Origin of the sequence: Jannaschia maritima, from assembly GCF_030973515.1 — a bacterium.
GTDB lineage: Bacteria > Pseudomonadota > Alphaproteobacteria > Rhodobacterales > Rhodobacteraceae > Jannaschia > Jannaschia maritima.
Map to the genome: position 1 here is coordinate 1 of NZ_JARGZA010000035.1, position 12575 is coordinate 12575.

At 69.1% G+C, this 12575-nt stretch carries 14 protein-coding genes and 1 pseudogene; 9 read left to right on the forward strand and 6 right to left on the reverse strand.

The window, feature by feature from the left end:
- Window positions 1-827 (forward strand): alpha-hydroxy acid oxidase (locus P0084_RS18295; RefSeq protein WP_308918333.1); only part of this gene is annotated, 827 nt, incomplete at its 5' end.
- Window positions 828-936: 109 nt separating this feature from the next.
- On the opposite strand, the gene P0084_RS18300 is transcribed toward P0084_RS18295, so the two are convergent.
- The 3 genes from P0084_RS18300 to irrA all read right to left on the reverse strand — a co-directional run bounded on the left by P0084_RS18300 (window position 937) and on the right by irrA (window position 3085).
- On the reverse strand, window positions 937-1830 hold the full coding sequence (locus P0084_RS18300; protein WP_308918334.1) for an NAD(P)-dependent oxidoreductase: 894 nt from the start codon (window positions 1828-1830) through the stop codon (window positions 937-939).
- A 2-nt stretch (window positions 1831-1832) separates the two neighbouring features.
- Entirely contained in the window at window positions 1833-2588 is a 756-nt protein-coding gene (locus P0084_RS18305; protein ID WP_308918335.1) for an SDR family NAD(P)-dependent oxidoreductase, read from the reverse strand.
- A 74-nt stretch (window positions 2589-2662) separates the two neighbouring features.
- Window positions 2663-3085 (reverse strand): iron response transcriptional regulator IrrA, encoded by a 423-nt coding sequence (gene irrA, locus P0084_RS18310; RefSeq protein WP_308918336.1) that lies wholly within the window; start codon window positions 3083-3085, stop codon window positions 2663-2665.
- 134 nt (window positions 3086-3219) lie between these two features.
- On the opposite strand from irrA, the gene fabA reads away from it, so the two are divergent.
- The 8 genes from fabA (at window position 3220) to P0084_RS18350 (ending at window position 9541) form a co-directional block, all read left to right on the forward strand.
- A complete protein-coding gene (gene fabA / locus P0084_RS18315; RefSeq protein WP_308918337.1) occupies window positions 3220-3729 on the forward strand; it encodes a bifunctional 3-hydroxydecanoyl-ACP dehydratase/trans-2-decenoyl-ACP isomerase in 510 nt (169 codons plus the stop codon).
- Between the two features lie 11 nt (window positions 3730-3740).
- Window positions 3741-4199 carry a hypothetical protein gene (locus P0084_RS18320; RefSeq protein WP_308918338.1) on the forward strand — a complete coding sequence of 153 codons (459 nt, stop codon included), beginning with the start codon at window positions 3741-3743 and terminating at the stop codon, window positions 4197-4199.
- Window positions 4200-4266: 67 nt separating this feature from the next.
- Window positions 4267-5499 carry a beta-ketoacyl-ACP synthase I gene (fabB, locus tag P0084_RS18325; RefSeq protein ID WP_308918339.1) on the forward strand — a complete coding sequence of 411 codons (1233 nt, stop codon included), beginning with the start codon at window positions 4267-4269 and terminating at the stop codon, window positions 5497-5499.
- A gap of 38 nt (window positions 5500-5537) precedes the next feature.
- Entirely contained in the window at window positions 5538-6035 is a 498-nt protein-coding gene (locus P0084_RS18330) for a GNAT family N-acetyltransferase (RefSeq protein ID WP_308918340.1), read from the forward strand.
- 58 nt (window positions 6036-6093) lie between these two features.
- Window positions 6094-6879 carry an enoyl-ACP reductase FabI gene (locus P0084_RS18335; protein WP_308918346.1) on the forward strand — a complete coding sequence of 262 codons (786 nt, stop codon included), beginning with the start codon at window positions 6094-6096 and terminating at the stop codon, window positions 6877-6879.
- 5 nt (window positions 6880-6884) lie between these two features.
- Complete coding sequence (locus P0084_RS18340; RefSeq protein ID WP_308918341.1) at window positions 6885-7571, forward strand: haloacid dehalogenase type II; 687 nt, start codon at window positions 6885-6887, stop codon at window positions 7569-7571.
- A 43-nt stretch (window positions 7572-7614) separates the two neighbouring features.
- Window positions 7615-8439, forward strand: coding sequence for an alpha/beta fold hydrolase (locus tag P0084_RS18345; RefSeq protein ID WP_308918342.1), 825 nt, complete (start codon window positions 7615-7617; stop codon window positions 8437-8439).
- A 133-nt stretch (window positions 8440-8572) separates the two neighbouring features.
- A complete protein-coding gene (locus P0084_RS18350) occupies window positions 8573-9541 on the forward strand; it encodes a threonine ammonia-lyase (RefSeq protein WP_308918343.1) in 969 nt (322 codons plus the stop codon).
- A gap of 17 nt (window positions 9542-9558) precedes the next feature.
- Here the strand turns inward: P0084_RS18350 and P0084_RS18355 are convergent, their stop codons facing one another.
- From P0084_RS18355 to P0084_RS18365, 3 genes and pseudogenes are all read right to left on the reverse strand, one after another.
- On the reverse strand, window positions 9559-10812 hold the full coding sequence (locus P0084_RS18355; RefSeq protein ID WP_308918344.1) for a TCR/Tet family MFS transporter: 1254 nt from the start codon (window positions 10810-10812) through the stop codon (window positions 9559-9561).
- Window positions 10813-10856: 44 nt separating this feature from the next.
- Window positions 10857-11282, reverse strand: a complete 426-nt coding sequence (locus P0084_RS18360; RefSeq protein ID WP_308918345.1) for a BLUF domain-containing protein — start codon at window positions 11280-11282, stop codon at window positions 10857-10859.
- Window positions 11283-11369: 87 nt separating this feature from the next.
- Window positions 11370-12575: pseudogene (locus P0084_RS18365) on the reverse strand (aspartate kinase); the annotation flags it as partial.

Genomic DNA, 12575 nt, shown 5'->3' on the forward strand with positions numbered 1-12575 from the left:
CCGCCCTGCCGGAGGATACGGGCCCCATCGCGGGCCGTCTGGGCTGGTTCCAGCACTATCCCGTCGCCGACGCGGAGGTCCGCCGCGACATGCTGGACCGCATCGCCGCCTCCGGCTGGGGCACGCTGGTCGTCACCGTGGACGTTCCGGGCGAAAGCCGCCGGGAACGGCAACGACGTGCCAACATCTCGCTGCCCCCGATCGTCACGCCGGGCATGGTGGCGTCGATGGCCGCCAACCCGACCTGGACGCTGGGCATCGCCGCGAAGCACCGGGGCCGCCGCCCGCGCATGGCCTTCGCCGAAAGCTATGTGGCGGCCAAGGGGGGCGACGCCACCGTCCATGCGGGCCACCTGATCCGCGGGCGGCCCGACGACGCCTATGTCCGGTCCATCCGCGACCAGTGGAAGGGCCGACTGGTGGTCAAGGGCGTGCAGGAGGGCGCGGATGCCGTCCGCCTGCTGGACATGGGCGTGGACGGGATCTGGGTGTCGAACCATTCCGGCCGCCAGTTCGAGGGCGGGCCCCCCGCCATCGACAACCTCCGCGACGTCGCCGCCGCGATCGGGGGCCGCGCCCCGGTCTTCTACTGCTCCGGCGTGAGCGGGGGGCTCGACATCCTGCGCGCCCTGGCGCTGGGGGCCGACTTCGTGTTCCTCGGAAAGGCCTGGTACTTCGCGCTGGGCGCGCTGGGCGCCCGCGGTCCCGACCATCTGGTCCACGTCCTGCGCGAGGATCTGATCGCGAACATGGCGCAGTTGGGCGTGACCCGGCCCCGCGACGCGCGGGACCGGTTGCTGGCCGGGGGCGGCCGGTCCGTCCGATGACCCGGACCGCGCGGCGAAGACACTTCCGCGAGCAGACGCAGCGCAGACACGATGCAGACGCGGAGCAGACGGCCGCCAAGGGCCCCGTCGCCCGGCCCCACGACCGCGTTCAATCGTCCAGACCGTTCGCCTTCGCGACGAAATCGGCCAGGTGCGGGACGTAATCCTCCGGCCCGTCGCCACCCTGCGCCACCGCCTGGGCGAACCCGTTGCGGACCGCCGCGCCCACCGGGTTCGCGATGCCCGCCCCGCCCGCCATCGCGGCCAGATAGGTCATGTCCTTCAATGCGTTGGTCAGCGTGAACTTGTGGCTGTTCCGGTCGCCCCCGATCGTGTGGCCCATGAACGTCTGGTAGAACCCGCAATCCATCCGGCTGCCCCGGATCACGCCGTCGAACCGTTCGGGCGGGATCCCAACCTTGCGCGACAGGGCCAGCGCCTCGGCATAGATCGCGCCGTATCCCATCGCCAGGAAGTTGTTCAGAAGCTTCATCTTATGGCCGTCGCCCACCGCTCCCATATGCACGACCGACGCCCCGGCCCAGGCCTTCAGCACGGGCTCGATCCGGGCGAAGGTCTCGTCCGAAGCCCCCACCATCGTGGCCAGCATCCCTTCGGCCGCCTGCGCGGGCGTCCCGCCCAGCGGTGCGTCCGCGAAGCCGATGCCGTCCGCGGTTAGGGATTCCGCAAGCGCGATCGTGGATACAGGGTTCGAGGTCGAGCAATCGACCACCACCGCGCCCGGCGACAATTCTCGCCGCAGCGCAGCGACGATCCCCTCCACCTCCGGCGAGCCGGGGGCGCAGATGTGGACGATGTCGGATTTCCCTGCAAGATCAGGCACATCCGCGGCCTCGGCCGCGCCCAGTCCCACCAGCGCGTCCACCGGCGCGCGGTTGCGATGCGCGACCACCGTGACGGGGTATCCCGCCTCCAGCAGGCTCGCCGCCATGCCCTGTCCCATCAGGCCCACGCCCACGAAGCCGATCCGTTCGGTGCCCATGCTCAGATGCTCCCCGCTTCCACCATGTAGTTGTTCGCCGTGCACATCGCCGCGTCGTCGGAGGCCAGGAACAGGACCATCCGGGCCACGTGGACCGGGTCGATCAGGTCGGGCAGGCATTGCCGCGCGCGGTGCGCCTCCAACGCCGCGGGCGTGGCCCACAGGTCCTTTTGGCGCTCGGTCATGATCCATCCGGGCACCACCGTGTTCACCCGGATTCGGTGCGACCCCAACTCGCGCGCCATGGTGCGCGTCAGCCCGTGCACGGCGGCCTTCGCGGTCGCATAGGCCGGGAACCCGCCGCCGGCCTCCCACCAGCTGTTGGACCCCATGTTGACGATGCTGCCCGCCCCCTTCGCGACCATGTCGGGCGCCACCGCCTGGATCATGAAGAACATGTGCCGCAGGTTCGTGTGCTGCCTGTCGTCCCAGTAATCCGCCGTCACCTCGCGCCAATCGTGACGGTCGTCGCGCGCGGCGTTGTTGACCAGGACGTCCGCCGGCCCCTGCCGATCCCGCAGGCGATCCACGGCGGCCCGCAGGGCGTCCACGTCGCGCAGGTCGCAGATCTCGAAGGCGGCGCCGTCATGCGCCTCCGCCATCGCGGTGGAGGCGTCCGCGTCCCTGTCCAAGACCCCGACCGCGGCGCCTTGGGCCGCGAAGGCCGCGACGATCTCCGCGCCGATGCCGCCGGCGCCGCCCGTCACCACGACGGTCTTGCCGCGAAGGCTGGGATAGGTTGCGAACGAATGCGACATGGCGGCCCCCCGGGTTCGGTCCGATGTCGCCGCCGAACGCGCAGGGCGCAAGTGGGGACCCCGAAGGGCGGCCGTCAGGTCCGCTTGGGCCGAAGGCGGATGACCACGTCCACCTTCGCAACCTCCATCCCCTCGGGTACGGGGGGCAGGTTGTCGATGCGCACGGCTTCCGAGCCCGCGTCGGTCAGGTGCCCACGGCCTTCCCAGTAGAAGTGGGGATGGTCGTCGAGCCGGGTATCGAAATAGCTGCCCGTGCCGTCGACCGTGATCTCCTGCACCAGACCGGCGTCGGAGAAGGCCCGCAACGTGTTGTAGACCGTGGCCAGGCTGACCTTGTCGCCCGATTGACGGGCCGCGTCGTGCAGCCATTCGGCCGTGACGTGCCGATCACGTCCATCGCCCACCAGCAGCGATGCCAGCAAGACCCGCTGCCGCGTCGGGCGCAGGTCCGCGCGGGCCAGCCAGGCTTCGCCACGGGAACGGGTCGTGTCGGTCATGCGATCCATCCTTTCCATCATAGGGAACCGGGCCTGCGCTTTCAAACCCCTTTCGGGGAACGGACGATCCTCCCCCAGGGTTGCGAGTTTGAAACATCGGGTGATAGACGGACCCGGACCTGGACGGGGGCCCCATGAGTCAGTTTCCCACGAGCTTCGATCGCGACGATCTGCTGCGCTGCGCGCGGGGCGAGCTGTTCGGCCCCGGCAACGCGCAGCTGCCCGAACCGCCGATGCTGATGATGGACCGCGTCACCGACATCAGCGCGGACGGCGGCACCCACGGCAAGGGCCACGTCGTGGCGGAGTTCGACATCACCCCCGACCTGTGGTTCTTCGAATGCCACTTCCCCGGCAATCCCATCATGCCCGGCTGCCTGGGACTGGACGGGCTGTGGCAGTTGACCGGCTTCAACCTGGGCTGGCGGGGCTGGCAGGGACGCGGCTATGCGCTGGGGGTGGGCGAGGTGAAGCTGACCGGCATGGTCCGGCCCGACCGCAAGCGGTTGACCTATCACGTCGACTTCACGAAGGCCGTGCAGAACCGCCGCCTGACGATGGGCGTCGCCGACGGCACCGTCGAAGCCGACGGCGAGCCGATCTATGCCGTGCGCGACATGAAGGTCGCGTTGAGCGAAAGTTGAGGGAACGAGCCATGGATTTCACCGACTACAAGGCCGAGAACCTCGAGCGGATCGCCGGGGATGCACGCTACAAGGAACACCACGAGGCGGTGAACGCCGTTCTCTCGACGCGCGAGAAGCACCTTCATGTCGCTGGGGGGATAGCCGTGCTCCGCGATGTCGCCGCGAAGGGGGAGACGATCGCGTACAAGCCGTTCCACGAGGCGCTGACAGGGACCAAGGTGGTCTGGAGCCAGGGAAAGGCTGCGGCGATGGGGAAGTTCCTGTGCGACACGATGGGACGTTGCGCCGACGCGGGATTGCCGATGCTGGCGTCCCTCGTCGTCCGTGGGGACGATGGCCGCTGCGGCCCGGGCTTTCACCGCGAGCTGGTGCGGCTGAAGAAGGCCGCGCCCGAAGACGATCCCGAGGCGGCCGAACTCGCACAGCGCGAAGCATGCTGGGCCTGGGCGTCGAACGAAGCGGCCTGACGGCGTCCATGCGTCCGTCACGCAGCGCATCCGTCGCGATACGCCTACCGAGAATTGGAGTATGCTGATGCAACGACGCGTCGTCATCACCGGCATGGGCATCGTCAGCCCGATCGGCAACTCGCCCGACGAGGTGGAGGCCAGCCTTCGCGCGGGCCGGTCCGGGATCACGTTCAGCGAGTCCTATGCCGAACACGGCTTCCGCTCCCAGGTCCACGGCGTCCCCGACATCGTGTTGGAGGATCATATCGACAAGCGGCAGTTGCGGTTCATGGGGCCGGGCGCGGCCTACAACTACATCGCGATGGAACGCGCCATCGCGGATAGCGGGCTGGACCAGTCGGACGTCAGCAACGAGCGCACGGGCCTGGTCATGGGCTCGGGCGGGCCGTCCACGTCCAACTTCTTCACCGCCTTCGATACCGTCATCAACAAGGGCAGCCCCAAGCGCATGGGGCCGTTCATGGTGACGCGCTGCATGAGCAGCACCAACTCCGCCTGCCTGGCCACGCCGTTCGGGATCAAGGGCGTGAACTATTCCATCACCTCGGCCTGCACGACGTCGCTGCACTGCATCGGCAACGGGGTCGAGCAGATCCAGTGGGGCAAGCAGGACGTCGTCTTCGCCGGCGGGGGGGAGGAGGTCGACTGGACCCTGTCCTGCCTGTTCGACGCGATGGGTGCCATGTCGTCGAAGTACAACGACGCGCCGGAGACGGCGTCGCGCCCCTACGACGCGACGCGGGACGGCTTCGTGATCGCGGGCGGCGCGGGCGTCGTGGTGTTGGAGGAACGCGACCGCGCCATCGCCCGGGGCGCGACGATCTATGGCGAGGTGACGGGCTACGGCGCGACGAGCGACGGTGCCGACATGGTGGCACCGTCGGGCGAAGGCGGCGAACGCGCCATGCGCCTGGCCCTGTCCACCCTGCCCGAAGGGCGCAGCGTGGACTATATCAACGCCCACGGCACCAGCACGCCCGTCGGCGACATCAAGGAGGTCGTGGCCGTCCGCAACATCTGGGGCGAAGGGACCACGCCGCCCATAGGGTCCACCAAGTCGATGACCGGCCATTCCCTGGGCGCCACCGGCGTGCAGGAGGCGATCTATTCTATGATCATGATGAACGAGGGCTTCCTCGCGCCGTCCATCAATGTGACCACGCTGGACCCCGAACTGAAGCCCGCGGAGATCGTCACCGAACTGAGGGAAGGGGTGGAGATCGACAGCGTCCTGTCCAACAGCTTCGGCTTCGGCGGGACCAACGGGACGGTGGTGATCTCGAAGCATCGGAATTGATCGCCTACCGACCCGCTTGCCCGGGGGATGCGACCCCGTTGGCCGCCCTGTCGATCGAGGTGTGGACGGGGACCTATCTGCGACGCGGTGTGGCGCCGATGTTCGCGCGGCACGTCCTGGACTGCTACGCGCCCGCTGCCGTGGCCGCACGGCTTGCATCGGATGGCGACGCGACCGTCGTGGCGGAGGCGGAGGAGGGGCCGATCGGCTACGTCACCGTGTCGAGCCGCAATCCCGGGCCCATTCCCGCTTGCGGCGCGGCGGAGGTGACGACGCTCTACCTGCAGCCCAGGCATCACGGCCGCGGGATCGGTGCCGTCCTGCTGGGACGTGGTCTGGATATCCTGGCGCGTGACGGCGCGGACCGTGCATGGTTGACGACGAACGCCGAGAATGCGCCCGCCATCGGGTTCTACGGCCGCATGGGCTTTCGGAACGTCGGCCGCACCGACTACCTGATCGATGGTGTCGGGTATCCGAACGTGATCCTGGTGCGCTCCGGCCTATCGGACGACGCGGCAGGGTCTTCGCCTTGACCCCCCGAATGCGCGCGGCCTACGTCACGGGACGGATAGTTTGGACGGACAGATCGGCATGATGGACCTGAACGGCAAGCGCGCCCTGATCATGGGCGTGGCGAACGATCGGTCCATCGCCTGGGGCATCGCGCGGGCATTGGCAGCTGCGGGCGCGGATCTGGCCTTTACCTATCAGGGCGAGGCGTTCGGCAAGCGGTTGGCGCCGCTGGCGGAAAGCGTGGGCAGCACCACGACGCTGGACGTCGACGTCACCGACGATGCATCGCTCGACGCGGCCTTCGCCGCGCTGGACGACGGGCGTCCGCTGGACGTGGTGGTCCACGCCATCGCGTTCTCCGACAAGGCGGAGCTGACGGGTCGATTCGTCGACACCACGCGCGCCAACTTCAAGCATTCGCTCGACATCTCCTGCTATTCCTTGATCGAGGTCGCGCGGCGGGCTGCGCCCTTGATGACGAACGGCGGCACGATCCTGACGCTGACCTTCGACGGGTCGCAACGGGTCATGCCGTTCTACAACGTCATGGGGGTGGCGAAGGCCGCGCTTGAATCGTCGGTCCGTTATCTGGCGTCCGACCTGGGCGGTCAGGGGATCCGCGTGAACGCCATCTCGCCCGGGCCGATGAAGACGCTCGCCGGCGCGGCGATCGGTGGGGCGCGCCGGACCTTCCGCCACGCGGAGGCCAACGCGCCGATGCGCTCCAACGCGACCCTGGAGGCGGTGGGCGGCACCGCGCTCTACCTCGCGTCGGAGGCGGGCGCGTTCACCACGGGCGAGGTGATCCACGTCGACGGCGGCTATCACGTGATGGGCATGCCGCGCCCCGAGAACCTGGCCTGACCGCGATGGCGATCGAGACGATCATCTTCGACGCCTATGGCACGCTGTTCGACGTAAACGCCGCCGCCCGGCAGGCGGCGTCGGGCGACGACTTCCCCGAGCTGGCGGATGCCTGGCAACACCTGTCCGCCGACTGGCGCACGAAGCAGTTGGAATACACCTGGCTGCGCGCGATCACGGGCGAGCATGCGGATTTCTGGCAGGTCACGCAGGATGGCCTGGACTGGGCGATGGAACGGGCGGGCCTGTCCGGCGACTCCCTGCGCGAGCGCCTGCTGCAGCTGTACTGGGACCTCGCCGCCTTCGACGAGGTGCCCGAAATGCTGAAGGCGTTGAAGGCCGCGGACCTGTGCACCGGCATCCTGTCGAACGGCTCGCCTGAGATGCTGTCGGCGGCGGTCAAGTCCGCCGGGATCGCACGGCATCTGGACCATACGTTGTCGGTCGAGACGGTGGGCGTCTTCAAGCCGGCGCGGGCCGTCTATGACCTGGTGGGCCGTACCTTCGACTGCGATCCGGCGCAGGTGGCCTTCGTGTCGTCCAACGGCTGGGACGCGGCGGGAGCTGCGTCCTACGGCTTCGTGTCGGTCTGGGTGAACCGCCTCGGCCTGCCGATGGACCGCCTGCCGGGAACGCCCGCGCACGTGCTGCCCGACCTGGTGGGGCTGCCGGACCTGATCGAGGGGCTCTGACGACGCCCTCCCTTGCGCGCCGCGCCGACGAAGGACCACGCCGATGCCCGAGTTCCGATCCTCCGACAACCTGCGCCTGTGGTACGAGGATCAGGGCGACGGCGAGCCGATCCTGTGCCTGTCCGGCCTGACCCGTAACGCGACCGACTTCGACTATGTCCTGCCCTATCTGCTGGGCGAGCATCGCGTGATCCGCATGGATTACCGCGGGCGGGGCAAGTCGCAGCGCGCACCGGATTGGCGCACCTACTCCATCCCGACGGAAGCGCGCGATGCGGTCGAATTGCTCGATCACCTGGGACTGCCCCGCGCCGCGATCCTGGGCACGTCGAGGGGCGGTCTGATCGCCATGGCGCTGGCCCTGACGCACAAGGCGCGCCTGTCGGGCGTCTGCCTGATCGATATCGGACCCGAACTGATGGCAGACGGGCTCGACGCGATCCGCGACTATGTCGGCAAGCCCCCCGCCGCCGCGACGCTGGAGGAGGCGGCGTTGATGCGTGCCACCCTGATGGAAGGGTTCGCCCACGTTCCCGCCGAGCGCTGGCGCGAGGAAGCCGCCAAGCATTACCGCGAAACGGCGGATGGTCTGGAGATCACCTACGACGCCCGCCTGCGTGACGCCGTGCTGGAAGGGGGCGCCCAGCCCGCGCCGGACCTTTGGCCCCTGTTCGACGCCCTGGACGGCCTGCCCCTGGCCCTGATCCGTGGTGCGAACAGCGATCTTCTATCGGCCGGGACCGCGGCCGAGATGCGGCGGCGCCGCCCCGACATGATCTTCGCCGACGTCCCCGACCGAGGCCACGTCCCCTTCCTCGACGAGCCGGAGGCGTTGGAGGCGTTGAACGAGTGGACGATGCTGATCTAGCGCGGCAGCATCGGATCGAAGCCCCGAGTCACCCCCGGCCCCCGCCCGCCGCGAGTGGATCGCTCAACCTGCCATTGTACCCCTCACAACATCATCGTTGCGCGCCGGTCGTTCGCCCCACACAACCGACCGCATGACCATTTGGACCCACCCCTTTGCCACGATCCCCACGCGGGCCGACATCGACGCCGCGGCGGACCGCATCCGCGGTCATGCCCGCCGCACGCCCCTGCTGAACGCGCCCCTGCTCGACGCCGAGGCGGGCCGCCGCATCTGGGTGAAGGCCGAATGCCTGCAGGTCACGGGCAGCTTCAAGTTCCGCGGGGCCTATGCCGCGATATCGGGCCTGCCGGACGGGGATCGCGCGCGGGGCGTCATCGCCTTCTCCAGCGGCAATCACGCGCAGGGCATCGCGCATGCCGCCGCGCTGCACGGGATCCCCGCCGTGATCGTGATGCCGTCCGACGCCCCCACGGTGAAGGTCGCGAACACCCGCGCCTATGGGGCGGAGGTCGTGACCTATGCCCGAGGGAGCCAGGATCGCGACACCTTGGGCGCGGAACTGGCCGAAACGCGCGGCCTGACCCTGATCAAGCCCTTCGACGACGCGCGCGTGATCGCGGGTCAGGGAACCTGCGGGTCGGAGATCGGGCACGACATGCCCGACGGTGTCGACCGCGTGCTGGTCTGCTGCGGCGGGGGCGGCCTGACCGCCGGCATCGCCCTGGCCCTGCAGGGGCGCGCCACGGTCCACCCCGTCGAACCCGAAGGCTACGACGACGTCGCGCGGTCGCTGGCCGCGGGCGCGATCCAACGCAATCCGGCGGAAGCGGGCGGCCTGTGCGACGCCATCCTGACGCCACAGCCCGGCGCACTGACCTTCGGCGTCATGCGCGACCTGTGCGGGCCCGGCGCCGTCGTGACCGAGATGCAGGCGTTGAGGGCGATGGAGGCCGCTTGGCGGCACCTGCGCATCGTCCTGGAACCGGGCGGCGCGGTCGCGCTGGCGGCGGCGATGTTCGGGGACGGCCCCGATTGCGTCGCGGTCGCGTCGGGGGGCAATGTCGATCGGGCGGTGTTCGAACGCGCCCTGTCGATCTGACGCGGGCCGGCCGCCGCTCAAGCGGCGGCGCGTTCCGGGATCGCGCCGACCCGGCGCCAAGCCATCGTCGCGGCTACGCACATCAGCGCGCAGGCCAGGAGGAACGGCGCGCCGGGGAAGTCGCGCGGAACGGTCGTGGCCCAGCTGAACGAGGTGTTCATCAGCAAGGGCGACACGATGGCGGCGACGGCGGTGATCGACGCCAGCACGCCCTGCAACTCCCCCTGCTGATCGTCCTGCGCGATGCGGCTCGCCAGGCCCTGCACCGCGGGCGCCACGACCGCCCCCAGGGCGCTGAACGGCACCAGCAGCAGCATCATCCACCCGTTCGGCACGAACGCCACGCAGGCCAGGATCAGCGCGTTGTAGGGCAGGCCCAAAGCCACGGTCCGCCGTTCCCCCAGGCGCGGGATCAGCAGACGGATCAGCCCTCCCTGAACCACGACCATGGAGATGCCGTAGATCGCCAGGGAACCGCCCACCATCGCCGGATCCCACCCAAACGCGGCCTGCGTGAAGTACGCCCAGACCGCCGGATAGACCCAGTTCGCGACCTGATAGAAGAACCAGACCGCCATCAGCAACCGCAACCCCGGCAGGGCGCCGATGGCCAGGAGGCCGCCCAGGGGGTTGGCGCGGCGCCACTGGAACGGACGAGGGCGGCGCATGGTTTCCGGCAGAACGAACAGCCCGAGCAGGAAGTTGCCCCCCGTCAGGATCGCCGCGGCCCAGAACGGGGCGCGCGGCCCCAGCTCCGCCAGCAATCCGCCCACGGCGGGCCCCAGCACGAAGCCCAGCCCGAACCCGGCCGACACCAGCCCGAAGTTCTGCGCCTTCTTCGCGGGGGGTGAGATGTCGGCCATGAACGCCTGCGCCGTGGACATGGTGGCCGCCGCGATGCCCGCCACGATCCGCCCCGCCAAAAGCACCCAGATCGAGCCCGCGAGCGCCATGACGACGTAGTCGACGCAGATCACCCCCATGGAGATCAGCAAGACGGGCCGGCGACCGAACCGATCCGAAACGTTCCCCAGCAGAGGCGAGAACAGGAACTGCATCACCGCATAGACCGACCCCAGCACGCCCCCCCACAACGCGGCCCGGGACAGATCCGCGTCCTGCACCTGCCGCAGGAGGTCTGGCATGACGGGCAGGATCAGGCCGATGCCCATCGCCTCGATCATCACGGTGGCCAGGATGAACACGACGGGCAGGCGGCCGGCTTGCGGGGCGGCGGCGGGTGCGGCGGGGTCGGTGGCGGTCGCGTCCATGGGACGGGCCTAGCCCGACGGGTCGGGCAGGGGAAGCGCGCCCCTCAGTCGATGCAGGCCAGAGCGAGGCGGTCGGCCTGGCGGGCCGCGGCGAAGAAGAGATGCAGTGCCGGGCCGTCGGCGCGACCTATGAATTGCGGCGATCCGACTGCAGCGAAGCGCCGCGTCCCCTCGTCGGTGAACGCCATCGCCCAGCCAGTGAACAACCGCCTGCCGATCGGACCGCGATGTCGAATCCGAAGGTCCGTATGCCGCCAGTCGTTGTCGATGCGCTGCATCAGGGCATCGATGGCCCGTTCGGGGCCTTCGATATACTGCGCGAAGTGGTCGTCCTCGCGGTGCAGGAGGCCAGTGATGCCCATCGCCGAGTTGCGCCTGCGGCTGTCTAAGTGGATCGCCGCCTCCGGAACGGACCGGACGGGGCATATCGCCCGACTGACATAGACGACCGCGATCAATCCATCCGCCATGTCGTCATTCCTGCACCTGCCCGTCCACGGCGAAACACATGCAAAGCCGGGTTTGTTCCAAGACGGATGCGACAGGATGAACGCCCGTCAGCCGGCCCGTTCCAGGCCGAAGACTTCGTGCAGGGCTTGCACCGCCAGTTCCATGAACCTGCGATCGATCAGGACGCTGATCTTGATCTCGGATGTGGTGATGACCTTGATGTTGACCCCGTAACCGGACAACGCGCGGAACATCTTGGCCGCCACGCCCGCATGGCTGCGCATCCCGATGCCGACGACGGACACCTTCGCCACCTCCGTGTCGGCGACCAGGTCGTGGAACTCGATCTCGCCCCGATCCTTCGCGGCCTCCAGCGCGGCGCGGGCGTGGGGTACTTGGTCGACGGGGCAGCTGAACGTCATGTCCGTGCGCCCGTCCTCCGCGATGTTCTGGACGATCATGTCGACGTTCACGCCGTCGTCGGCCAGGGGCGTGAAGATCGCCGCCGACACGCCGGGCCGGTCGGCCACGCTGACCAGGGTCATCTGCGCCTCGTCGCGGCTGAACGCCACGCCGGAAACCACGTTGCTTTCCACGATGTCCTCCTCGGCGCAGACCAGGGTGCCCGCGTCGTCGCCCATTTCCTCGAAGCTGGACAGGACGCGCAAGCGCACCTTGTAGCGCATCGCCAGCTCCACCGACCGCGTCTGCAGGACCTTGGCCCCCAACGAGGCCAGCTCCAGCATCTCCTCGAACGAGATCCTGTTCAGCTTGCGCGCGCGGCCCACGATGCGCGGATCGGTCGTATAGACCCCGTCCACGTCGGTATAGATGTCGCAGCGGATCGCGTCGAAGGCCGCGGCGAAGGCCACCGCCGTCGTGTCGCTGCCGCCACGGCCCAGGGTGGTGATCCGCCCCTCGGCGCTGATGCCCTGGAAGCCCGCGACCACGGCGACCGTCATGCCGTCGGCGAACCTAGCATCCAGGTTTGCCGTCGGGATCTCCTCGATCCGGGCCGATCCGTGGGCGGAGGACGTCCTCAAGGGCACCTGCCAGCCCTGCCAGGACCGGGCGACGATGCCGTTCTCCTGCAGGACGAGGGCGAGGAGGCCCGCGGTTACGCTCTCGCCCGGGCTGACGACGGCGTGCTATTCGCGGCCGTCGTGCATGGGGCCCCTCTCGTTCACCCATCCGAGCAGCTCGTTGGTCTTGCCGGCCATCGCACAGACGACGACGGTCACCTCGGCGCCGTTCGCGACCTCCCGGCCCACGCGCTTCGTCACCCGCCGGATGCGGTCCATGTTGGCGACCGA

Coding starts and splice junctions, on each gene's coding strand:
- P0084_RS18355 (WP_308918344.1), bottom strand. CDS start 10,812: ATGGACGCGACCGCCACCGACCCCGCCGCACCCGCCGCCGCCCCGCAA.
- fabA (WP_308918337.1), top strand. CDS start 3,220: ATGAGTCAGTTTCCCACGAGCTTCGATCGCGACGATCTGCTGCGCTGC.
- P0084_RS18335 (WP_308918346.1), top strand. CDS start 6,094: ATGATGGACCTGAACGGCAAGCGCGCCCTGATCATGGGCGTGGCGAAC.
- P0084_RS18350 (WP_308918343.1), top strand. CDS start 8,573: ATGACCATTTGGACCCACCCCTTTGCCACGATCCCCACGCGGGCCGAC.
- irrA (WP_308918336.1), bottom strand. CDS start 3,085: ATGACCGACACGACCCGTTCCCGTGGCGAAGCCTGGCTGGCCCGCGCG.
- P0084_RS18300 (WP_308918334.1), bottom strand. CDS start 1,830: ATGGGCACCGAACGGATCGGCTTCGTGGGCGTGGGCCTGATGGGACAG.
- fabB (WP_308918339.1), top strand. CDS start 4,267: ATGCAACGACGCGTCGTCATCACCGGCATGGGCATCGTCAGCCCGATC.
- P0084_RS18360 (WP_308918345.1), bottom strand. CDS start 11,282: ATGGCGGATGGATTGATCGCGGTCGTCTATGTCAGTCGGGCGATATGC.
- P0084_RS18340 (WP_308918341.1), top strand. CDS start 6,885: ATGGCGATCGAGACGATCATCTTCGACGCCTATGGCACGCTGTTCGAC.
- P0084_RS18345 (WP_308918342.1), top strand. CDS start 7,615: ATGCCCGAGTTCCGATCCTCCGACAACCTGCGCCTGTGGTACGAGGAT.
- P0084_RS18320 (WP_308918338.1), top strand. CDS start 3,741: ATGGATTTCACCGACTACAAGGCCGAGAACCTCGAGCGGATCGCCGGG.
- P0084_RS18305 (WP_308918335.1), bottom strand. CDS start 2,588: ATGTCGCATTCGTTCGCAACCTATCCCAGCCTTCGCGGCAAGACCGTC.